This is a genomic window from Streptomyces sp. CRCS-T-1, from assembly GCF_024442335.1.
Taxonomy (GTDB): domain Bacteria; phylum Actinomycetota; class Actinomycetes; order Streptomycetales; family Streptomycetaceae; genus Streptomyces; species Streptomyces koelreuteriae.
In genome coordinates this window covers 5,584,759-5,606,436 of the sequence record NZ_CP101651.1, presented here as the reverse complement: position 1 = coordinate 5,606,436, position 21,678 = coordinate 5,584,759, and the positions used below count along the sequence as shown (strand labels likewise).

The following is a 21,678-nucleotide window of genomic DNA, read 5'->3' as shown; positions in this document are numbered from 1 at the left end:
CGGCGTCCCGTTCGGATCCCGAACCGCTCAGCCGGCTCCGGGACCCGCGACCCGAGCCTGCAGCAGCCGGGGCGACTCCTGGAAACCACGCCGGGCGTACGCGGGAATCGCCCGCGGGGTCGAGTGCACGGTGACCCGCTCCAGCCCGAGTTCCCGGGCCCCGTCCAGAACCGCCTGGATGAGCCGGCCGCCGAGCCCGCCGTCCCGCGCGTCGGGCAGGACGTACACGCACTGCAGATCACCGGAGGCGCGGCGCGGCGCTCGCGGTGTGGGGACCCGCTGCACGACGGCCAGCCACGCCATGCCGATGACCACGGCATCGGCACGCACGACCACCATGCACCGATGCGAGGCGGTGTTCTCCCGGGCCCATGCGACGAACTGCCGCACGAACTCCTCGCGTTCGCCGAGGTCCTCGGCGCCGTTCTCGACGAGCCAGTCCCATCGAAGCCGGGCGACAGCGGGCAGTTCGCCCGGGCGGGCGGGCCGGATGCCGATGTTCTCCATCACCGCATTCTGTGGACCGGCGGCATCACCCGTCCACACCCTCCGACTCCCAGCGCAGCAGATCCCCCGGCTGGCACTCCAGCACTTCGCAGAGCGCGGCGAGGGTGGAGAAGCGGACCGCCTTGGCGCGGCCGTTCTTGAGGACCGCCAGGTTTGCGGGGGTGATGCCGACGCGTTCCGCGAGCTCGCCCACGGACATCTTCCGTTTGGCCAGCATCACGTCGATGTCGACGGCGATCGCCATCAGATGACCTCTTCCAACTCGGCCCGCATCCGAGCCGCCTCGATGTCGCGTGCGACGGCCTGCGCGAGCAGCATGCGCAGCACGAGCACGACCAGCGCGACGCCCAGCACGGCCATGACGACCCCGCACAGCAGCAGGACCACCCCGGGAGCGACGGCCTCGCCGGGCGCGAGGACGACCGCGAGGGCGAAGACCAGCAGGGCGGCCGCCACGAACGCGCCGATCACGATGTGCACGTACCGGAAGGCGGCGGTGGAGAACACCGTCCCGCGGCGCACCATCGTCACCAGCCGCCACACACAGACCACAACGACCTGGGCCGTCACGATACCGAGGATCGTGATCACGAGGATCGGGGTGCGCAGATACGCGTAGTCCGGGTTCAGTCCGTCCAGATCGACGGCCAGCAGCGGCACCATGACCGCCTGCACGAACAGCGACCCGGCGAGCAGCACCACGAGCACCCCACGCAACGCCGCCACGGCCAGCTTCCCCATCACCACTCCTTCGATCGAGCTACGATTGAAATCTATCGAAACTCGATAGACATGGCAATGGGACGGCCCTCCCGGGGGAAACGTGGCAACGTGGGCAGAGAGCACGCCGAGGCGACGACCGAGGGAGAAACACCGTGGAATGGCGCGTGTTCGCGCAGGAGATGGCCTCCATGGCGCGGGAACTGCTCGCTCAGCACTCGGTCGACGCCACCCTCGAGCACATCACCGACTCGGCCACGAAGCTCGTGGCGGGATGCGACGCGGCCGGCATCCTCCTCCTGCACGGCAAGCGGGTGGAGACGCTCGCTCCCACGGCCGATCTGGTCCTCAAGAGCGACCAGGTGCAGGAGCGCCTGGCGGAGGGCCCCTGCTTTGACGCGGCCCGCAGCGACACCGCGGCGCGGATCTTCCGCATCACCGACTTCACCGACGAGCAGCCGCGCTGGCCCGCCTACGCCGAGCAGGCCCGTGACCTGGGCGTGGGCAGCATGATGGGCTTCCTGCTGTACACCGAGGACGAGGATCTCGGCGCGCTCAACCTCTACTCGGGCCGCCCGGGGGCCTTCACGGAGGACAGCGAGACGGCGGGCTGGCTGCTGGCCTCGCACGCCGCCGTCGCCTTCTCCAGCGCCCGCAGTCACGCCCAACTGGAGCAGGCCGTCGCCACCCGTCATGTCATCGGCGAGGCCATGGGCATCCTCATGGGCAGCCACCGCCTCACCGAGAAGGAGGCCTTCGACGTGCTGCGCCGCTTCTCCCAGGAACGGAACATCAAGCTCCGCGAGGTCGCCCGGCGCGTCTGCGAACAGGGCCGCCTCGGCTGACGGCTCCCCCAGCACATGGCTGAACCGGGGGAACCTGGGCCGGGCCGGTCCCCCGGGGGAGCGCCACCGACCCCGCCTTGTCTCAGCGGGTCCCCCGGAGAACCGACCTCACCCCTCGGCCGGCTCAGTCATCTCGGGCTTCCCGATCAGTGCGCGTGTCCGCTGGTCTGAGGCTGCTTGACCGTCAGCGGCAGCAGCTTCTTCCCGGTCGGACCGATCTGGATGGACGTGTCCATCTGCGGGCACACCCCGCAGTCGAAGCACGGGGTCCACCGGCAGTCCTCGACCTCGGTCTCGTCGAGGGAGTCCTGCCAGTCCTCCCAGAGCCAGTCCTTGTCCAGGCCGGAGTCGAGGTGGTCCCAGGGGAGGACCTCCTCGTAGGTGCGCTCGCGGGTGGTGTACCAGTCGACGTCGACCCCGAACTCCGGCAGCGTCTTCTCGGCGCAGGCCATCCAGCGGTCGTACGAGAAGTGCTCGCGCCAGCCGTCGAAGCGGCCGCCGTCGTCGTAGACCGCGCGGATGACCGCGCCGATACGGCGGTCGCCCCGGGAGAGGAGGCCTTCGACGATGCCGGGCTTGCCGTCGTGGTAGCGGAAGCCGATGGAGCGGCCGTACTTCTTGTCGCCGCGGATCTTGTCGCGCAGCTTCTGCAGCCGCGCGTCCGTCTCCTCGGCGGAGAGCTGCGGGGCCCACTGGAAGGGCGTGTGCGGCTTGGGGACGAAGCCGCCGATCGAGACCGTGCAGCGGATGTCGTTGGAGCGGGAGACCTCGCGGCCCTTGGCGATGACCTTGGTCGCCATGTCGGCGATCTGGAGGACGTCGTCGTCGGTCTCGGTGGGCAGGCCGCACATGAAGTACAGCTTCACCTGGCGCCAGCCGTTGCCGTACGCCGTGGAGACCGTGCGGATCAGGTCCTCTTCCGAGACCATCTTGTTGATGACCTTGCGGATGCGCTCCGAGCCGCCCTCGGGGGCGAAGGTGAGGCCGGAGCGGCGGCCGTTGCGGGTCAGTTCGTTCGCCAGGTCGATGTTGAAGGCGTCCACGCGGGTGGAGGGGAGGGACAAGCCGATCTTGTCCTCCTCGTAGCGGTCCGCCAGGCCCTTGGCGACGTCGGCGATCTCCGTGTGGTCCGCCGAGGAGAGGGAGAGCAGGCCCACCTCCTCGAAGCCCGTCGCCTTCAGGCCCTTGTCGACCATGTCGCCGATGCCCGTGATGGAGCGTTCGCGGACCGGGCGGGTGATCATGCCGGCCTGGCAGAAACGGCAGCCTCGGGTGCAGCCGCGGAAGATCTCCACCGACATGCGCTCATGGACCGTCTCGGCCAGCGGGACCAAGGGCTGCTTGGGGTACGGCCACTCGTCCAGGTCCATGACGGTGTGCTTGGAGACCCGCCACGGGACACCGCTGCGCTTGGGGACGACGCGGGCGATCCGGCCGTCGGGCAGGTACTCGACGTCGTAGAAGCCCGGGACGTACACCCCGCCCGTGCGGGCGAGGCGGAAGAGGAGTTCCTCGCGGCCGCCGGGGCGGCCCTCGGCCTTCCAGGCGCGGATGAGCGCGGTGACCTCCAGGACGGCCTGCTCACCGTCGCCGATGACAGCGCAGTCGATGAAGTCCGCGATCGGCTCGGGGTTGAACGCGGCGTGCCCGCCGGCCATGACGATCGGGTCGTCCAGGCCGCGGTCCTTGGCCTCCAGCGGGATGCCGGACAGGTCCAGGGCCGCCAGCATGTTCGTGTAGCCCAGCTCCGTGGAGAAGGACAGGCCGAACACGTCGAAGGCCTTGACCGGCCGGTGGCTGTCCACCGTGAACTGCGGGACCTTGTGCTCCCGCATCAGCTCCTCAAGGTCCGGCCACACGCTGTAGGTGCGCTCGGCGAGGACGCCCTGCTGTTCGTTCAGGACCTCGTAGAGGATCATGACGCCCTGGTTGGGCAGACCGACCTCGTAGGCGTCCGGGTACATGAGCGCCCAACGGACGTCACAGGAGTCCCACTCCTTGACCGTGGAGTTGAGCTCCCCGCCGACGTACTGAATCGGCTTCTGCACATGCGGGAGCAGAGCTTCGAGCTGCGGGAACACCGACGCAGCGACTTCGGCAGGCATGTCGCGCACCTTCGTGAGCTGGACTGTACTGACAGGGGTGACCATCCAGCCTAACGTGATCGCGGGGCGTCTCCGTACGCCCGAGGGTCAGAGGCCGGCCGTCCCGTCCTTGATCCCGTCCCAGAATCCGGGCAGTTCGGCCTCCACGCGGGTGGCCCGCTGCTCCTCGCGCTCATGGAGCAGGCCGTAGGTGAAGGCGCTCTCCCCCGCCGCGTGGGCGACCGCCGACATCTCGCGCAGGGTCTGCCGGGCCATCACGCTGTCCTGGTGCTCGCCGAGCAGGTTCTGCAGCGCCTTCATGGACTTGACCAGGCTCTTGGCCGGCTTGCCGAGGGCGGGTCGGCCCGCCTCGGCCGCGTAGCGGGTGCGCTTGGTCTTCTTGCGGGCCTCGTGGATCGCGACGTCCCGGTCGGTGCCGGGCTCCAGTTCCCGTGCCTGCTGGACCAGCGCGGTGACCTTGCGGAAGTCCTTCTTCACGGCCTTGGCGATCACCTTGCGGGGCTTCTTGCCGGCCGCCTTCAGCAGCGGCGGGTCGGCGATCAGCGCGTCCAGCGTGTCGAGCAGGGCGAGATAGCGGCGGGAGTCCAGGACGCCGAGAAGGTGTCCGCGGGCCCCGCGGTGCTCGGCGCTCGACCAGGAGCGGATCCGCTCCGGCACGGGCCCGCGGACCAATTCGTCGGGCACCTCGTCGAGGGCCGTCGTCAGCCGTTCGGCCAGCACCTCCCGGTCCCGGTCCAGGCCCAGCTCGCCGGCCAGCCACTTCAGCTCGTCGCCGACCGGGTCGGTGACCTCGCGGTCGAGGACGTCGCCGAACGACTTGAAGGTGCTGCGCAGCCGCCGGGTGGCCACGCGCATGCTGTGCACGGAGTCCTCGGCGTCCCGCCGGACGGCCGGGTCGAGTTCGACGATCGCGTCGCGCTGGGTGCGTACGTAGACGAGCACATGGTCCCCGGCGGTGACCGGCTTCCCGGCGGAACCGGACGGGCGCTTCTTGACCGGTGCCGTCTCCGCGAGGGCTCGGGCCAGCTTCGACGCCGACTCCGACGGCCGTACGCCCGCCTTGCGCAGCTTCTTCTCCACCTTGTCGAGCAGCGCCGGGTCGCCTCCGTCGGCGAGTTCCACCTCGATCTCGGTCCACTGGGTCTCGCCGCCGCCGGCCGTGAGCCGCTCGGCGAGTACGGCGTCGACGGCGACCTCGGCGAGCAGCGCGCCGTCGGCGTCGACGAGGTGGCGTACGTCGCGCTCGCAGCGCAGCCGGACCACGGGCAGCAGCTCGCCGCCCCGGACACGGGAGCGGACGAGCCCGGCGAGGTCGTCGGGGAGGGTGTCGGAGAGCGGGGCGCTCAGTTCGTCGCGGACGCCCGGGGCGATCGGGAACTTCAGGTGCCAGCCCGCGTCGGAGCCGCCGGTGCGGCGGCGCAGGGTGACGGACGACGCCGCGAGGCGTTCGTCGATCGTGTCGTAGTAGGTGGCGTCGAGGTGGGCGACACCCTTGTCGACAACGGCCGCGACCCCGGCGACACCGGTCAGGTCGGGAAGCCCGCTGTCCTCGGACTCGTATTTCCGCTCGATCTCGCGCTTGCTGTCCGCCATGAACCGAATCTAGTCGGCCCGGGGGCGGGGCGGCAGAGTGCCACCCCGCCTCAGTGCTCCTGCCTCAGTGCGCCGCCCGCCCGGCGGTCACGCCGACATCGGGCGCTGCACCCGGATGGACTGCAACAACCCGACCGCTATCCACACGGCGAACATCGACGAACCGCCGTACGACACGAAGGGCAGCGGCAGGCCGGTGACCGGCATGATGCCGAGTGTCATGCCGACGTTCTCGAACGTCTGGAAGCCGAACCAGGCGACGATGCCGGCGGCCACGATCGTGCCGTACAGGTCGCTGGTGTCCCGGGCGATGGCGCAGGCCCGCCACAGGACGACGCCGAGCAGCAGGATGATGAGGCCGCCGCCGAGGAAGCCCAGTTCCTCGCCCGCCACGGTGAAGACGAAGTCCGTCTGCTGCTCGGGGACGAACTGGCCGGTGGTCTGCGAGCCGTGGAAGAGGCCGGAGCCGGTCAGTCCGCCGGAGCCGATGGCGATCCGGGCCTGGTTGGTGTTGTAGCCGACGCCCGCCGGGTCGAGCTCGGGGTTGGCGAAGGCGGCGAAGCGGTTGATCTGGTAGTCGTCGAGCACGCCGAGCTGCCAGACGGCGATCGCGCCGACGGCGCCCGCGCTGATCAGTCCGAACACCCACCGGTTGGACGACCCGGAGGCGAGCAGCACGCCGAGCACGATGATGACCATGACCATGACCGACCCGAGGTCGGGCATGAGCATCACGATCAGCATGGGCACGGTGGCCAGGCCCAGGGCCTGCACGACCGTGCGGTGATCGGGGTACTGCTTGTCGCCCGCGTCGACCCGGGCCGCCAGCAGCATCGCCATGCCCAGAATGATCGTGACCTTCACGAACTCCGAGGGCTGCAGCGAGAAGCCGCCGGGGAGCTTGATCCACGAGTGGGCGCCGTTGATCGTGGAGCCGAGCGGGGTGAGCACGAGCAGGATCAGCAGGACCGAGACGCCGTACAGGATCGGCACGGCCGTGCGCAGGGCGCGGTGGCCGAGCCAGATCGTGCCGGCCATCAGGGCGAGGCCGATACCGGTGTTCAGCAGGTGCCGGACGAGGAAGTAGTACGGGTCGCCCTGGTTGAGTTCCGTGCGGTTGCGGGTGGCCGAGTAGACGAGGAGCGTGCCGAGCAGCGACAGGGCCAGCGCCGACAGCAGGATCGGCCAGTCGAGCCGCCGCACGACGGAGTCACGGGCGAGGAGCCGGGTCCAGCCGGAGCGCTCGGGCCCGTAGCCGGAGACCTGGAAGCTGTTCACACCGCCGGTCATGTCGTGGACCTCCGGCTTCCCTTCCGGCGCCGCTGCCTTCGGGTGTCACGGTTCTCCGGCGTCGGCGGGGCGGCCGTCGCCGGCTGGAGCGGGTCGGCCGGGGCGTTCGGGTCCTTCTTCTTTGCCTGCTGGTCCTTCGCGGGGTCCTTGGAGACCTTCGGGGAGGAGATGGTGCCGTCGGTCTTGACCTTCGGCAGGGTCTCCTGCGGGGTGGACAGCAGGGCCTTCTTCTTGTCGATCTTGCCGTCCTCGGAGACGCCGTACAGCGCGTTGTAGATGTTGCGGACGGCGGGGCCCGAGGCGCCGGAGCCCGTACCACCCTGGGCGATCGTCATGACGATCGAGTAGTCCTTGGTGTAGGTGGCGAACCACGAGGTCGTCTGCTTGCCGTAGACCTCGGCCGTACCCGTCTTGGCGTGCATCGGGATCTTGTCCTGCGGCCAGCCGCCGAACCTCCAGGCGGCCGTACCGCGGGTGGCGACTCCCGCGAGGGCATCGTCTATCCGGTCGCGCGTCGTCTTCGACATCGGCAGCTTGCCGTGCGACTTGGGCTTGATCGGCGTGACGGTCTTGCCGTCGGCGCTGATGACGGCCTTGCCGACGGAGGGGTCGTAGAGGGTGCCGCCGTTGGAGATGGCGCCGTAGATGGTGGCCATCTGGATCGGGGTGACGAGGGTGTCGCCCTGCCCGATGGAGTAGTTGATGGAGTCACCGGCGCGCAGGCGGTTGCCCTCGAGGCAGTTCTCGTAGGCGATCTTCTCGGCGTAGCTGCCGTTGCGCTTGCCGGTGCGGCACCAGACGTCCTTGTTGGCCTTCCAGTAGTCCAGCTTCCACTGGCGGTCGGGGATGCGGCCGGTGACCTCGTTGGGCAGGTCGATGCCGGTCTCCTTGGCGAGGCCGAACTGGTGGGCGGTCTTGTAGAACCAGTCGTCGGCCTTCTTCTTCGGCTTGGCGCCTCCGTCGCGCTTCCACTCCTCGTGGGAGAGCCGGTAGAAGACGGTGTCGCAGGAGACCTCCAGGGCGCGGCCGAGGCTGATCGGGCCGTATCCCTTGGACTCGAAGTTCTTGAAGACCTGGCCGCCCAGGGAGTACGAGCTGGAGCACTGGTAGGGGCCGTCGAAGGAGTAGCCGGCGTTGATCGCTGCGGCCGTCGGGACGACCTTGAAGATGGAGCCGGGCGCGGACTGGCCCTGGATCGCGCGGTTGAGCAGCGGGTAGTTGGAGCTCTTGCCGGTGAGCCGCGCGTAGTCCTTGGCGGAGATGCCACCGACCCAGGCGTTCGGGTCGTAGTTCGGGTTGGACGCCATGGCGACGACCCGGCCGGTCTTGGCCTCCATCACCACGACGGCACCGGAGTCGGCCTTGTAGTTGGTGCCGGTGTTGCGGTCGTGCTGCTTGCGGGCTTCCTTCATGGCCTCGTTCAGCTGGTACTCGGCGATCCGCTGGACGCGCGAGTCGATGCTGGTGACGAGGTTGTCGCCCGGCTCGGTGGGGTCGGCCTCGGCCTGGCCGATGACCCGGCCGAGGTTGTCGACCTCGTAGCGGGTGACGCCGGCCTTGCCACGGAGCTGCTTGTCGTACTGGCGTTCAAGCCCGGAGCGGCCGACCTGGTCGGAGCGCAGATACGGCGAGTTGGTGTTCTGCGCCGCCTTGATCTCCTCGTCGGTGACCGGCGAGAGGTAGCCGAGGACCTGGGCGGTGTTGGCCTTGCCCGGGCTCGGGTAGCGGCGCATGGCCTCCGGCTCGGCGGTGATGCCGGGGAAGTCCTCGGCGCGCTCGCGGATCTGCAGGGCCTGCTTGGGCGTGGCCTCGTCGGTGATGGGGATGGGCTGGTACGGCGAGCCGTTCCAGCAGGGCTGGGGCGTCTCGGAGTCGCACAGCCGGACCTTCGCCATGACCTCCTTGGGCTTCATGCCCAGGACTCCGGCGAGCTTGGTGAGGACGTCCTTGCCGTCGTCCGGCATCTTCAGCAGGTCGGTGCGGGAGGCGGAGACGACCAGCCGGGTCTCGTTGTCGGCGAGGGCCACACCGCGCGCGTCCAGGATCGAACCCCGGACGGCGGGCTGGACGACCTGCTGGACGTGGTTCCCGGACGCCTCCTTGGCGTAGGCCGCGCCCTCACGGATCTGGAGGTACCACAGGCGTCCGCCGAGCGTGAGCAGCAGGGAGACGACGAGAACCTGGATGACGACGAGCCGGACCTGGACCCGCGTGTTCCGGCCGGTCTCGGGAATGTTGGTCACGGGTGCTGCCTCCCCCTCTCGATGCGCGTACGGATATGCGGGTACGACTGATGAACGGCCGCCCCCGAACCGGCGTTCCTACCGGATCGGCTCGTTCGGGTGAACTTCCCTGCGTTCACAGCCGCTTGACCCCCTTGATGCGCCCGGCCCGCGCCATCCGGGCCCGGGCCGCCTTCACCCGCAGCCCGTTGCGCTGGCTGCCGATCTTCAGGCCGGTGCCGCCGGAGAGCCAGCCCGAGGAGATGTCGGTGGCCTTGGAGGAGGAGCCGGTGTCGGCGAGGGGGTCGTTCTCGGCGCGCCGGGCCAGGGCCATGATCCCCGGCACGACGAACGGGGCGAGCAGCAGGTCGTACAGGGCGGCCGTGAACAGCAGGCTGCCCAGGCCCACATGGCGGGCGGCGGTGTCCCCGACGAGGGCACCGACCCCGGCGTACAGCAGGGTCGAGCCGACGGCGGCGGCGACCACCACGACCATGGGGCCGGTGGCGGACTTCAGCCGGCCCGTCTCCGGCTTCGCCAGTCCGGCGAGATAGCCGATGACGCACAGCACCAGGGCGTACCGCCCGGCGGCGTGGTCGGCGGGCGGGGCGAGGTCGGCCAGCAGGCCCGCGCCGAAGCCGACGAGGGCGCCGCCCACATGGCCGTAGACCAGGGCGAGGCCGAGGACGGTGAGGAGCATCAGGTCGGGCACGGCGCCCGGCAGGTGCAGGCGGGCGAGGACGCTCACCTGGATCACCAGGGCGACGACGACCAGGGCGGAGGAGAGCAGGATCCGGTTGACGCGCATGAGGTGACAGCTCCTACTGCTCTTGCTGGTTCTGGCCGTCTGCGGGTGCCTCGGCGGACGGCGTCACGGTCACCGTCACCGTCGGCCTGGGGGTGGGCTTGGGTTTGGGCGGGAGCACCGTGTCGCGCGGGTCCTTCTTCGGGACGTCGACGACGACACCGACGATGTCGAGCTTGCTGAAGCTCGCGTACGGCGTGACATAGAGCGTGCGGGTCAGGCCGCCGCCGGACGGGTCGACACGCGAGACCACGCCGACGGGCACACCGGGCACGAACGGCCGGTCGGCCTGGGAGCCGAAGGTGACCAGACGGTCGCCCTTCTTCACCTCCGCCTTGCCGTTGAGGAGTTCCACACGCAGCGGGCGGTCGCCCTGCCCGGAGGCGAATCCCAGCTCGTCGCCGGACTCCATCCGGGTGCCGACCGTGAAGTCGGGGTCGCTGGCGAGCAGGACCGTGGCGGTGTTGGGCCCGACGGTGGTGACCCGGCCGACGAGCCCGTCCCCGTTCAGGACGGTCATGTCGCGCTTGATGCCGTCGTTGGCGCCGACGTCGACGGTGATGGTCCAGGAGAAGCCCTGCGCGGCGCCGATGGCGATGACCTGGGCGCCCTTGATGCCGTACTGGCCCTGGCCGGCGACCTTCAGCATCTTGTCGAGCTGCTTGAGGCGGCTGCGGCTGCGGTCGTCGCTGCCGAGCTTCGCCTTCAGGGCCGCGTTCTCCTCCTCCAGCACGGCGAGCCGGTCGTGCCGGTCGCCGGATTCACGGATGGCGGAAACCGCGTTGCCGACCGGGTCGACCGCGGCCGAGACACCGCTCTCGATCGGGCCGAAGACCGTCGCCGCGCCCTGCCGGGCACCGTCGACGGGCGAGTCCTCTCCACCGCGGATGTCCACCGTGATCAAAGCGAACGCGATGGCGATCAGCAGCACCAGGAGCAGCCGACTCTCTCGTGTGTCCCTCACGTGCGGCGGCCGTGCCCTTCCTCATAGGAATTCGGGGAGCCCCAGGGAAAACCGAGGGGCTGTTTTGTGGGAGCTTATGCCTCTATATCAACGATCCGCCGTACGAGAGGAGATCGTCCCGTACGGCGGAATCGAAGAGTTATGTCATCTGCGCGGCTGGGCGTCCAGCACCTGCTGGAGCGCCTCGAACTCCTCGACGCACTTACCGGAACCGAGAGCCACGCTGTCCAGCGGATCCTCGGCGATATGGATCGGCATGCCGGTCTCCCGGCGCAGCCGCTCGTCCAGGCCCCGCAGCAACGCCCCGCCGCCGGTCAGAACGATTCCCCGGTCCATGATGTCGCCGGACAGCTCCGGCGGACACTTGTCGAGGGTCGTCTTGACGGCGTCGACGATCGCGTTGACCGGTTCCTCGATCGCCTTGCGGACTTCCGCCGCGGAGATGACGACGGTCTTCGGCAGCCCGGACACCAGGTCCCGGCCGCGGATTTCGGTGTGCTCGTCGGAGTCGAGGTCGTACGCCGAACCGATCGTGATCTTGATCTGTTCGGCCGTCCGCTCACCCAGCAGAAGGGAGTATTCCTTCTTGATGTGCTGGATGATCGCGTTGTCCAGTTCGTCGCCCGCCACGCGGATGGACTGGGCGGTGACGATGCCGCCGAGGGAGATGACCGCGACCTCCGTGGTGCCGCCGCCGATGTCCACCACCATGTTGCCCGTGGCCTCGTGGACCGGCAGGCCGGAGCCGATGGCCGCGGCCATGGGCTCCTCGATGATGTGCACCTGGCGGGCGCCGGCCTGGGACGACGCCTCGATGACGGCGCGGCGCTCGACGCCCGTGATGCCCGAGGGCACACAGACGACGACCCGCGGACGAGCCAGATACCTCCGCTTGTGGATCTTCAGGATGAAGTAGCGGAGCATCCGCTCGGTGATCTCGAAGTCGGCGATCACGCCGTCCTTCAAAGGACGAACGGCAACGATGTTGCCGGGCGTGCGCCCGATCATCTTCTTCGCTTCGGCCCCGACCGCGAGGATGCCACCGGTGTTGGTGTTGATCGCGACGACGGACGGTTCGTTGAGTACGATCCCGCGACCCCTGACGTACACCAGCGTGTTGGCGGTCCCGAGGTCGACAGCCATGTCACGGCCGATGAACGACATTGAGTTCCCCATCAGGATTCGTCTGGCCTTCCCACTAGCTTTTGAGGGCTTTTCAGGTAGGCAAAGGTGGGTGCTGTGACGTGAAGGCTTCCATCGTAGACGCGCCTTCGCGAACACTGCGGGAGGGTCTCCGCCAATGTCAGCAGATGCTGTGCGGGTTCGCTTGTGGAGACGGGCGTTCGGGGGCGATCGTTCCCTCGATCGGCACGTATATGCCAGGAAAGTCCGGGAGCGCCGCTCCCGGACTTTGCTCGCCCTTCGCGCTTTAGGCGCGACCCGGGAAGAAGATCTTCACTTCTCGCTCCGCGGACTCCTCGGAGTCCGAGGCGTGGATCAGGTTCTCGCGGACGATGACGCCGTAGTCGCCGCGGATGGAACCGGGCGCGGCCGCGATCGGGTCGGTCGGGCCGGCGAGCGCGCGCAGCCCCTCGATGACCCGCTCGCCCTCCACGATCAGCGCCACCACCGGGCCGGAGGCCATGAACTCCACCAGCGGCTCGTAGAAGGGCTTGCCCTTGTGCTCGCCGTAGTGCTGCTCCAGCGTGTCCTGGTCCAGGGTGCGCAGCTCCAGCGCGGTGATCCGCCAGCCCGCCTTGCGCTCGATGCGGCCGATGATCTCGCCGGTCAGGCCACGACGGACGGCGTCGGGCTTGAGCAGGACGAGGGTGCGCTGAGTCACGACGGGCTCCTTAAGCGTCAAGGTTTTACGGAAAGACGAGATTACCCGGCGTGTCGGGCCGCTCGTTACGCAGCGTCAGGTGTGGAGGAGCCCGAGGGGCCCGCCTGGGCCGCGAATCTCGCCTTCGCCTCGTCCACCTTCCGCCCGTAGTGCACGGACGCCCACCACAGGGCCGCGAAGATCGCGCCCAGGAAGAACATGATCGGCACGACGAAGCCCGACGCGATGAGCGCGAGCTGCAGCGCCCAGCCGAGCACGACCCCGCCGGGGCGCGTCACCAGTCCGCACAGCACCAGACACAGGAACATCGCGACACCGCTGACCGTCCACACCGTCGCCATGGACAGATCGGGATCCTTCATGGCGACCAGAGCGGCGAACCCGATGACGAAGAACTCGCCGATCAGGGTCGAAGAACAGAGCGTACGCACGGGTCTCAGCCCTTCCCCAGGAGCAGTCGGGCCTCGCCGACGGTGATCACGGAACCGGTGACGAGCACACCGCCGCCCGCGAACTCGCCCTCTTCCTCGGCGAGCGTGATCGCGGCCTCCAGCGCGTCGGGCAGCCGCGGCTCGACCTGGACGCGGTCGTCGCCGAACACCTCGACGGCGATACCGGCCAGCTCGTCGGCGTCCATCGCGCGGTGGCTGGAGTTCTGCGTGATCACGACCTCGGCGAACACCGGCTCGAAGGCCTCCAGCAGCCCCCGTACGTTCTTCTCGGCGCTCGCGCCGACGACACCGATGAGACGGCTGAACTGGAAGGCCTCCCCGACCGCCTCGGCCGCCGCCCGGGCACCCGCCGGGTTGTGGGCGGCGTCGAGCACGACGGTCGGCGAGCGCCGCACGACCTCCAGCCGCCCGGGCGAGGCCACGGCGGCGAACGCCTTGCGGACCGCGTCCAGGTCCAGCGCGTCGGCGCGCTGCGCGCCGACCCCGAAGAACGCCTCGACGGCGGCGAGCGCCACGGCCGCGTTGTGCGCCTGGTGCGCGCCGTGCAGCGGCAGATACACCTCGGGGTACTCACCGCCCAGGCCACGCAGCGTCACCAGCTGCCCGCCGACGGCCACCTGCCGGTCGACGACCCCGAACTCCAGGCCCTCCCGGGCCACGGTCGCGTCCACCTCGACGGCCTTCTTCAGCAGCACCTGCGCGGCCTCGACCGGTTGCTGCGCCAGGATGACCGTCGCGCCCTGCTTGACGATGCCGGCCTTCTCCGTGGCGATCTCGGCGTGGGTGGTGCCGAGCCGGTCGGTGTGGTCGAGGTCGATGGGCGTGACGACGGCGACGTCACCGTCGATCACGTTCGTGGCGTCCCAGGAGCCGCCCATGCCGACCTCGACGACGGCGACGTCCGCGGGCGCGTCGGCGAAGGCCGCGTAGGCCATGCCGGTGAGCACCTCGAAGAACGACAGCCGGTACTCCTGCTGCGCGTCGACCATCTCGATGTAGGGCTTGATGTCCTCGTACGTCTCGATGAACCGCTCGGCGGAGATGGGGGCGCCGTCGAGGCTGATGCGCTCGGTGATCGACTGCACGTGGGGCGAGGTGTACCGGCCGGTGCGCAGCTCGAAGGCGCCGAGCAGGGCCTCGATCATGCGGGCCGTGGAGGTCTTGCCGTTCGTCCCCGTGATGTGGATCGACGGGTACGACCGCTGCGGCTCGCCCAGGACGTCCATCAGCGCGGCGATACGGCTGACGGAGGGCTCCAGCTTGGTCTCGCCCCAGCGCGTGGCGAGCTCCGCCTCGACCTCGCGCAGGGCCTTGTCCACCTCGGGGTCGGCGGGCCGGGTGGGGATGTCGGCGTCGGGCGGGCCGCCCTGGGTGCGCAGGGTTCGGCTGCCGGCTTCGATGACCGCGAGGTCGGGGTCGCGGGTGGTCTCCTCCGCGATGATCTCGTCGAAGTTGTCGAGGGGGTCGGGCTGGTCGTCGCTGTGGTCTGGAGGGAGCTCGCTCACGGGGCCCAGTCTACGGAGACCGACTGACATTGTTCGCTGTGGGCGGGTGCGGGTCCGTGGGGGCTGGTCGCGCAGTTCCCCGCGCCCCTAAAACAAGTACGTGGAGGCCCCGGCGCCGACAGCACCGGGGCCTCCACGACCGTATGAACCCTTACGCCTGCGGCAGACGCTCCAGCTGTGCCTGAATGCGGGCGATGTCCTCCTCCGCCTTGGCGAGGCGGGTGCGGATCTTGTCCACGACGTGGTCGGGGGCCTTCGCCAGGAACGCCTCGTTGCCGAGCTTGCCGGTCGCCTGGGCCTTCTCCTTCTCCGCCGCCGCGAGGTCCTTCGCGAGGCGCTTGCGCTCCGCCGCGATGTCGATCGTGCCGGAGAGGTCGAGGGCGACCTCGGCGCCGGCGACCGGGAGGGTCGCCGTGGCCGTGAAGGCGTCGCCCTCCGGCTGGAGGCGGAGGAGCTGCCGGATGGCGGCCTCGTGGGTCGCGAACGGCGTGCCGTCGAGGGTCAGCCGGGCCGGAACCCGCTGGCCGGGCTGGAGGCCCTGGTCGGCGCGGAAGCGGCGGACCTCGGTGATGACCGACTGGAGCGACTCGATCTCCTGCTCGGCGCCCTTGTCACGGAAACCGCTGTCGCTCGGCCACTCGGCGATGACGACCGACTCGCCGCCCGTGAGCGTGGTCCACAGGGTCTCGGTGACGAACGGAACCACCGGGTGCAGCAGCTTCAGCGTGACGTCGAGAACCTCGCCGAGGACCCGCTTGCTGACCTCGGCCGCCTCGCCGCCCGCCTGGAACGTCGTCTTGGACAGCTCGACGTACCAGTCGAAGACCTCGTCCCACGCGAAGTGGAACAGGGCGTCCGAGAGCTTCGCGAACTGGTAGTCCTCGTAGAACGCGTCGACTTCGGCGACGACGGAGTTCAGGCGGGACAGAATCCAGCGGTCCGTCGACGACATCTTCGACGCGTCCGGCAGCGGGCCGTCCACCGTCGCGCCGTTCATCATCGCGAAGCGCGTCGCGTTCCAGATCTTGTTGGCGAAGTTGCGGGAGCCCTGGACCCAGTCCTCGCCGATCGGGACGTCGACACCCGGGTTGGCGCCACGCGCGAGGGTGAACCGGAGCGCGTCGGAGCCGTACTTGTCCATCCAGTCCAGCGGGTTGACCGCGTTGCCGAAGGACTTCGACATCTTCTTGCCGAACTGGTCGCGGACCATGCCGTGCAGGGCGATGGTGTGGAACGGCGGGGTGCCGTCCATCGCGTAGAGGCCGAACATCATCATCCGGGCGACCCAGAAGAAGAGGATGTCGTAGCCGGTGACCAGGACGGAGTTCGGGTAGAACTTCGCGAGCGACTCGGTCTGTTCGGGCCAGCCGAGCGTGGAGAACGGCCACAGGCCGGAGGAGAACCAGGTGTCGAGGACGTCGGTGTCCTGACGCCAGCCCTCGGCCTCGGTGCCGGGCGGCTCCTCGTCGGGGCCGACGCAGACGACCTCGCCGTTCGGCCCGTAGAAGACCGGGATGCGGTGGCCCCACCACAACTGCCGCGAGATGCACCAGTCGTGGAGGTTGTCGACCCAGTCGAAGTAGCGCTTCTCCATCTCCTGCGGATGGATCTTGACGCGCCCGTCGCGGACGGCGTCACCGGCGGCCTTCGCGAGCGGACCGACCTTGACCCACCACTGCATGGACAGCCGCGGCTCGATGGTGGTCTTGCAGCGCGAGCAGTGGCCGACGGAGTGGACGTAGGGCCGCTTCTCGGCGACGATCCGGCCTTCGGCGCGCAGGGCCGCGACGATCGCCGACCGCGCTTCCAGCCGGTCCAGGCCCTGGAAGGGGCCGTGCGCCGTGATGATCGCGTGCTCGTCCATGATCGTCAGGGCCGGGAGGTCGTGGCGCTGGCCGATCTCGAAGTCGTTCGGGTCGTGCGCCGGGGTCACCTTGACGGCGCCCGTGCCGAACTCCGGGTCGACGTGCTCGTCGGCGACGACCGGGATGGAGCGGTCGGTCAGCGGCAGCTTGACCAGCTTGCCGATCAGGTGCTGGTAGCGCTCGTCCTCGGGGTGAACGGCGACGGCCGTGTCACCGAGCATGGTCTCGGCGCGGGTGGTGGCGACGACGATGGTGTCGTCCCCGTCGCCGTACTTCATGGAGACGAGCTCGCCGTCGTCGTCCTGGTACTCCACCTCGATGTCCGAGATGGCCGTCAGACACCGGGGACACCAGTTGATGATGCGCTCGGCGCGGTAGATCAGCTCGTCGTCGTAGAGCCGCTTGAAGATGGTCTGGACGGCCTGGGACAGGCCCTCGTCCATGGTGAAGCGCTCACGCGACCAGGCGACGCCGTCGCCGAGGCGGCGCATCTGGCCGCTGATCTGGCCGCCGGACTCGCCCTTCCACTGCCAGACCCGCTCGACGAAGGCCTCACGGCCCAGGTCGTGCCGGGACTTGCCCTCCTTCGCCAGCTCCCGCTCGACGACGTTCTGCGTGGCGATTCCGGCGTGGTCCATGCCGGGCTGCCACAGCGTCTCGTGACCCTGCATGCGCTTACGGCGCGTCAGCGCGTCGATGAGGGTGTGCTCGAAGGCGTGCCCGAGGTGCAGGCTGCCCGTGACGTTCGGCGGCGGGATGACGACGGTGTACGGCGGCTTGTCGCTCTTCGCGTCCGCCTCGAAGTAACCCCGCTCTACCCAGCGCTCGTACAGCGGCCCCTCTACGTCGGCCGGCGCGTACTGGGTCGGCAGGTCGGTGCTGGGCGCTGGTGGCTGCTGCTGAGCGTTCTCGGTCACGGGGGTCAGTTTAGAGGTGTCACTCCCCTGTCCCGAAACGCGTTTGCTTTTTGACATGCTCCCTGACCCGGGGTCCAGGGACTCCGGCCTGGGCCGTCCGGGCCCTTCCGGGAGCTTCCTGCTTCACCGCGTTGTGCCGGGACTTTCGTCCTGGTCTTACCAGCGCTCCACCAGGCGTTTAGCGTCTCCGCCCGTCCGGCGGCGACGATACGGCGCCCTTCGAAAAGAACATTGCGGGCTGCATTGTGGTCCCGGTCGTGCACGGTGCCGCATCCGCCACAGGTCCATTGCCGGACGTGCAGGGGCTTGGGACCGTCCCGGTGTCCGCAGGCCGAGCAGACCTGGGAGGACGGGAACGCGCGGTCGACCTTGGCGAAGGTGCGTCCATGTTTGACCGCCTTGTACTCCAGCATCCGTACGAAGGCGGACCATCCGGCGTCGTGCACGGACTTGGCGAGCCGGCTGCGGCCGAGAGCGGACACCGCAAGGTCCTCCACATACACCGCTTGGTTGTCGCGAATGATCTGTGCGGATGCCTTGTGGTGGAAGTCCCGGCGCCGGTCCGCCACACGCGCGTGCTGGCGCGCGACCTTGATACGGGCCTTGGCCCGGTTTTTCGATCCCTTGACCTTGCGGGACAGCTCTCGCTGAAGCCGCTTGAGCTTCTTCTCCGCCCGACGCAGGAAGCGAGGGCTGGCGATCTTCCGGCCGTCGGACAGGACCGCGAAGACGGACAGGCCCAGGTCGATCCCGGTTTCCGACTCCACCTCGGGGAGGACATCCGGCTCGGTGTCCACGACGAAGCTGAGGAAGTACCGGCCACAGCTGTCCATGGTGACGGTCAGGGAACTGGGTACGGCCGGAAGCGGGCGGGACCACTTGACCTTGAGGTTGCCGACCTTGGCCACATACACCGTGCCGTCGCCATGGAGGGAGAAGGCGTTGGCGTTGAGGCGGACCGACTGCCGGGTGTCCTTCTTCGATTTGTAGCGGGGCGGGCCGACTTTCCGGCCCTTCCGCCTGCCCTTACAACTGTCGAAGAAGTTCTTGTAGGCGGTGTCCAGGTCTCGCAGAGACTGTTGCAGGACGACCGCCGAGACGTCGGCGAGCCACGCGCGTTCCTCTGTCCGCTTGGCCTGGGTGATGCGCAGACGCGACAACTCCGCCGACTTCACATACGGCAACGCCGCCGCGTGCGCTTCCTTCCGGTCGCGCAGGCAGTCGTTCCACACCACACGGGCGCACCCGAACGCCTTCGCCAGCGCACGGCGCTGGGAGGCATCCGGGTAGGCCCGGTAGTTGTAGCGAAGCTGCATACCGATCACCGTATGGATGCTTCATGACCGCTCGCGGCGAAAGATCACATCAAACCGGAATTGCACACGATGTGAACAACCGTGTTCGAGTCGATCCTCGCATCGGCGCGGAGCTTCAGGGGCGAGATGCCGATGTGCCGCGAAGCGAGGGCGTCCCCGCTCGCCGGTCATGCTCGTGTTTCTCCTGATCGTGCCGCGAAGCACCGTTGGTGGTCCGGATTGCACCAACCCGTCCGCCCCGAGGTGCACGTCAGAGCAGCCTTGAGATGCATTCGTCCGTCCCCGGCGGCAGCGCTCTCTGAGAAGAGCGCCGGTAACGGTTGAGGGCCCCGATGCCATGCACACGGTGAGTCTGCGCCAGGATGTCTGGAACACATAAGCATCTGGAGGGGAACCCAGAACATGAGCTACAACCAGCCGGGCCCATACGGTGGACAGCAGCCCCAGCAGCCCGGACCGTACGGCCAGCCCGGTCCGTACGGTCAGCCGCCGCAGGCGCCCCAGCCCGGCTATGGCTACCCCCAGCAGGCCCCTCCGCCGCAGCCGGGCTACGGCTACCCGCAGGGCGCCCCGCCCCAGCAGCCCGGCCCCTACGGCCAGCAGCCCCCGTACGGCCAGCAGCCGCAGCCGCCCTACGGCCAGGCCCCGTACGGCGTCCCGCAGCCCCCGGCGCCGGGCGGCGGCAAGAAGAAGACGGGCATCATCCTCGGCGCGGTGGCCGTGGTCGCCGCGATCGGTGTGGGCGCGTACTTCGTGATCGGCGGGGGTGGGGGTGGTCTTGAGGACGACGGGCCGCACAAGCTCTCGACACCGTCGACCGTGCTCAGCGAGTACAAGCGCACCACGAAGGACGGCCAGACCACCGGTGACGAGGAGAAGTCGGAGCTGGAGAAGAGCGGCGTGAAGAACGCCAAGACGTCGGCCGCCCTCTACTCCAACGTGGACCTGAGCGACTACGACCCCGAGGACCCGTCGTCCGCGGCGAAGATGGCGTCGGCCAAGACGCTCACGGTGGCCGGTGCCTACGGTGAGATCTCCGACCCGGAGGCGACCCTGGACCTGTTCCTCGCCAACTTCAAGAAGTCCGCCGAGAAGGAGTCCGCCACCGGGTCCGGAAAGCCGGAGCTGATCGGCGAGCCCGAGGAGGCGGACCTCGACGGCGCGGTCATGAAGTGCCAGTCGGTCAAGGCTCAGGACGAGCTGACCAAGAAGGAGAAGACCAACTGGTTCTGCGCGTGGGCCGACTACAGCACGATCGCCCTCGTGTCGCCGGGTGAGGCGGCGAAGGGCGTCACCAAGGACGTGGCGATCGACCTCACCACCAAGGTCCGCAAGGAAGTCCGCGTCGCGGCCTGACGCAAGCAACGACGAAGGCGCCCAGCACAAGCAGTGCTGGGCGCCTTCGCGTGCAGTGGGTGACTAGGCGGTCTTCTGCTCGCCCGGCCCCCGACCCCGCGCATCCCGCGGAATCAGCGTCGGGTTGACGTTCGACTGGACGACGTCCGCCGTGATGACGACCCGGGCCACGTCCTTGCGGGACGGGACCTCGTACATCACGCCCTGGAGGACCTCCTCCATGATGGCCCTGAGGCCACGCGCGCCGGTCTGGCGGAGGATCGCCTGGTCGGCGATGGCCTCGAGGGCCTCGCGCTCGAAGTCCAGCTCCACACCGTCGAGTTCGAAGAGGCGCTGGTACTGCTTGACGAGCGCGTTGCGCGGCTCGACGAGGATCTGCAGCAGGGCCTCGCGGTCGAGGTTGTGGACCGAGGTGATGACCGGGAGCCGGCCGATGAACTCGGGGATCATGCCGAACTTGACCAGGTCCTCCGGCATGACCTCCTGGAACTGGTCCTTGGACTCCATCTCGCGCTTGGAGCGGATCTGCGCGCCGAAGCCGATGCCCTTGGCACCCGCCCGGGACTCGATGATCTTCTCCAGTCCCGCGAAGGCACCGCCCACGATGAACAGGACGTTCGTCGTGTCGATCTGGATGAACTCCTGGTGCGGGTGCTTGCGGCCGCCCTGCGGCGGGACCGAGGCCGTGGTGCCCTCCAGGATCTTCAGCAGGGCCTGCTGGACGCCCTCGCCCGAGACATCGCGCGTGATCGAGGGGTTTTCACTCTTCCTCGCGACCTTGTCGATCTCATCGATGTAGATGATCCCGGTCTCGGCCTTCTTGACGTCGTAGTCGGCGGCCTGGATCAGCTTGAGGAGGATGTTCTCGACGTCCTCGCCGACGTACCCCGCCTCCGTGAGCGCCGTGGCGTCGGCGATCGCGAAGGGGACGTTCAGCATGCGCGCGAGGGTCTGCGCGAGGAGGGTCTTCCCGGAGCCCGTGGGGCCGAGGAGGAGGATGTTGGACTTCGCCAACTCGATGGCGTCGTCACGGCCGTTCGCCCCGCCGTTCTCACCGGCCTGGACGCGCTTGTAGTGGTTGTACACCGCTACGGAGAGGGCCTTCTTGGCGGCCTCCTGGCCGACCACGTATCCCTCGAGGAACTCGTAGATCTCGCGGGGCTTGGGGAGTTCCTCCCAGCGGACCTCACTGGTCTCCGCGAGCTCTTCCTCGATGATCTCGTTGCAGAGGTCGATGCACTCGTCGCAGATGTACACACCGGGCCCTGCGATGAGCTTCTTGACCTGCTTCTGGCTCTTGCCACAGAACGAGCACTTGAGCAGATCGCCGCCGTCACCGATGCGTGCCACGGTGTGCTTCCCCTTCGCCTGGG

18 protein-coding genes are annotated in these 21,678 nt (G+C 68.9%); 2 read left to right on the top strand and 16 right to left on the bottom strand.

The features are described 5' to 3' along the window. Nucleotides 1–27: 27 nt before the first annotated feature. From NNW99_RS25445 to NNW99_RS25435, 3 genes are read right to left on the bottom strand one after another with little or no spacing between them, the layout of a single operon-like run. The gene (locus NNW99_RS25445) at nucleotides 28–507 is read right to left on the bottom strand and encodes a GNAT family N-acetyltransferase (protein WP_215121435.1); all 480 of its coding nucleotides are present in this window, start codon (nucleotides 505–507) and stop codon (nucleotides 28–30) included. 25 nt (nucleotides 508–532) lie between these two features. Beyond that, nucleotides 533–751, bottom strand: coding sequence for a helix-turn-helix transcriptional regulator (locus tag NNW99_RS25440; RefSeq protein ID WP_189723560.1), 219 nt, complete (start codon nucleotides 749–751; stop codon nucleotides 533–535). Further along, complete coding sequence (locus tag NNW99_RS25435; protein ID WP_215121434.1) at nucleotides 751–1,248, bottom strand: DUF2975 domain-containing protein; 498 nt, start codon at nucleotides 1,246–1,248, stop codon at nucleotides 751–753. Before NNW99_RS25435 ends, NNW99_RS25440 begins: the two co-directional genes overlap by 1 nt. Nucleotides 1,249–1,382: 134 nt before the next feature. Here NNW99_RS25435 and NNW99_RS25430 point away from each other — a divergent pair, with 134 nt between their 5' ends. Beyond that, nucleotides 1,383–2,072 carry a GAF and ANTAR domain-containing protein gene (locus tag NNW99_RS25430; RefSeq protein ID WP_251057933.1) on the top strand — a complete coding sequence of 230 codons (690 nt, stop codon included), beginning with the start codon at nucleotides 1,383–1,385 and terminating at the stop codon, nucleotides 2,070–2,072. 146 nt (nucleotides 2,073–2,218) lie between these two features. On the opposite strand, the gene NNW99_RS25425 is transcribed toward NNW99_RS25430, so the two are convergent. The 12 genes from NNW99_RS25425 to NNW99_RS25370 form a co-directional block, all read right to left on the bottom strand. Next, nucleotides 2,219–4,177, bottom strand: coding sequence for a TIGR03960 family B12-binding radical SAM protein (locus NNW99_RS25425; protein ID WP_215121433.1), 1,959 nt, complete (start codon nucleotides 4,175–4,177; stop codon nucleotides 2,219–2,221). Nucleotides 4,178–4,264: 87 nt separating this feature from the next. Continuing rightward, nucleotides 4,265–5,770: a CYTH and CHAD domain-containing protein gene (locus NNW99_RS25420; RefSeq protein WP_215121432.1), complete on the bottom strand. Its 1,506-nt coding sequence runs from the start codon at nucleotides 5,768–5,770 to the stop codon at nucleotides 4,265–4,267. Between the two features lie 87 nt (nucleotides 5,771–5,857). Then, nucleotides 5,858–7,060 (bottom strand): rod shape-determining protein RodA, encoded by a 1,203-nt coding sequence (rodA, locus tag NNW99_RS25415; protein ID WP_215121431.1) that lies wholly within the window; start codon nucleotides 7,058–7,060, stop codon nucleotides 5,858–5,860. Further along, the gene (mrdA, locus tag NNW99_RS25410) at nucleotides 7,057–9,303 is read right to left on the bottom strand and encodes a penicillin-binding protein 2 (RefSeq protein ID WP_215121430.1); all 2,247 of its coding nucleotides are present in this window, start codon (nucleotides 9,301–9,303) and stop codon (nucleotides 7,057–7,059) included. The genes rodA and mrdA overlap by 4 nt, the downstream gene beginning before the upstream one ends. Nucleotides 9,304–9,418: 115 nt before the next feature. Beyond that, nucleotides 9,419–10,090, bottom strand: a complete 672-nt coding sequence (gene mreD, locus NNW99_RS25405; RefSeq protein WP_215121429.1) for a rod shape-determining protein MreD — start codon at nucleotides 10,088–10,090, stop codon at nucleotides 9,419–9,421. 13 nt (nucleotides 10,091–10,103) lie between these two features. Next, nucleotides 10,104–11,051 carry a rod shape-determining protein MreC gene (gene mreC / locus NNW99_RS25400; RefSeq protein ID WP_215121428.1) on the bottom strand — a complete coding sequence of 316 codons (948 nt, stop codon included), beginning with the start codon at nucleotides 11,049–11,051 and terminating at the stop codon, nucleotides 10,104–10,106. A 144-nt stretch (nucleotides 11,052–11,195) separates the two neighbouring features. Continuing rightward, nucleotides 11,196–12,215, bottom strand: coding sequence for a rod shape-determining protein (locus NNW99_RS25395; RefSeq protein WP_004001297.1), 1,020 nt, complete (start codon nucleotides 12,213–12,215; stop codon nucleotides 11,196–11,198). Nucleotides 12,216–12,480: 265 nt separating this feature from the next. After that, nucleotides 12,481–12,894 carry a nucleoside-diphosphate kinase gene (gene ndk, locus NNW99_RS25390; protein WP_184592637.1) on the bottom strand — a complete coding sequence of 138 codons (414 nt, stop codon included), beginning with the start codon at nucleotides 12,892–12,894 and terminating at the stop codon, nucleotides 12,481–12,483. Nucleotides 12,895–12,959: 65 nt separating this feature from the next. Then, the gene (locus NNW99_RS25385; protein ID WP_215121427.1) at nucleotides 12,960–13,325 is read right to left on the bottom strand and encodes a DUF4233 domain-containing protein; all 366 of its coding nucleotides are present in this window, start codon (nucleotides 13,323–13,325) and stop codon (nucleotides 12,960–12,962) included. Nucleotides 13,326–13,330: 5 nt separating this feature from the next. Beyond that, the gene (locus NNW99_RS25380) at nucleotides 13,331–14,851 is read right to left on the bottom strand and encodes a folylpolyglutamate synthase/dihydrofolate synthase family protein (protein WP_215121426.1); all 1,521 of its coding nucleotides are present in this window, start codon (nucleotides 14,849–14,851) and stop codon (nucleotides 13,331–13,333) included. Between the two features lie 151 nt (nucleotides 14,852–15,002). Continuing rightward, entirely contained in the window at nucleotides 15,003–17,633 is a 2,631-nt protein-coding gene (locus tag NNW99_RS25375; protein WP_215121425.1) for a valine--tRNA ligase, read from the bottom strand. 5 nt (nucleotides 17,634–17,638) lie between these two features. Continuing rightward, on the bottom strand, nucleotides 17,639–18,949 hold the full coding sequence (locus tag NNW99_RS25370; RefSeq protein ID WP_251057932.1) for a transposase: 1,311 nt from the start codon (nucleotides 18,947–18,949) through the stop codon (nucleotides 17,639–17,641). Between the two features lie 402 nt (nucleotides 18,950–19,351). Here NNW99_RS25370 and NNW99_RS25365 point away from each other — a divergent pair, with 402 nt between their 5' ends. Continuing rightward, a complete protein-coding gene (locus NNW99_RS25365; protein WP_215121424.1) occupies nucleotides 19,352–20,305 on the top strand; it encodes a hypothetical protein in 954 nt (317 codons plus the stop codon). 63 nt (nucleotides 20,306–20,368) lie between these two features. Here NNW99_RS25365 and clpX read toward each other — a convergent pair whose 3' ends face one another. Beyond that, nucleotides 20,369–21,655 carry an ATP-dependent Clp protease ATP-binding subunit ClpX gene (clpX, locus tag NNW99_RS25360; RefSeq protein WP_010041898.1) on the bottom strand — a complete coding sequence of 429 codons (1,287 nt, stop codon included), beginning with the start codon at nucleotides 21,653–21,655 and terminating at the stop codon, nucleotides 20,369–20,371. Nucleotides 21,656–21,678 lie beyond the last annotated feature (23 nt).

Coding starts and splice junctions, on each gene's coding strand:
- NNW99_RS25445 (WP_215121435.1), bottom strand. CDS start 507: ATGGAGAACATCGGCATCCGGCCCGCCCGCCCGGGCGAACTGCCCGCT.
- NNW99_RS25440 (WP_189723560.1), bottom strand. CDS start 751: ATGGCGATCGCCGTCGACATCGACGTGATGCTGGCCAAACGGAAGATG.
- NNW99_RS25435 (WP_215121434.1), bottom strand. CDS start 1,248: ATGGGGAAGCTGGCCGTGGCGGCGTTGCGTGGGGTGCTCGTGGTGCTG.
- NNW99_RS25425 (WP_215121433.1), bottom strand. CDS start 4,177: ATGCCTGCCGAAGTCGCTGCGTCGGTGTTCCCGCAGCTCGAAGCTCTG.
- NNW99_RS25420 (WP_215121432.1), bottom strand. CDS start 5,770: ATGGCGGACAGCAAGCGCGAGATCGAGCGGAAATACGAGTCCGAGGAC.
- rodA (WP_215121431.1), bottom strand. CDS start 7,060: ATGACCGGCGGTGTGAACAGCTTCCAGGTCTCCGGCTACGGGCCCGAG.
- mreD (WP_215121429.1), bottom strand. CDS start 10,090: ATGCGCGTCAACCGGATCCTGCTCTCCTCCGCCCTGGTCGTCGTCGCC.
- NNW99_RS25395 (WP_004001297.1), bottom strand. CDS start 12,215: ATGTCGTTCATCGGCCGTGACATGGCTGTCGACCTCGGGACCGCCAAC.
- NNW99_RS25370 (WP_251057932.1), bottom strand. CDS start 18,949: ATGCAGCTTCGCTACAACTACCGGGCCTACCCGGATGCCTCCCAGCGC.
- NNW99_RS25365 (WP_215121424.1), top strand. CDS start 19,352: ATGAGCTACAACCAGCCGGGCCCATACGGTGGACAGCAGCCCCAGCAG.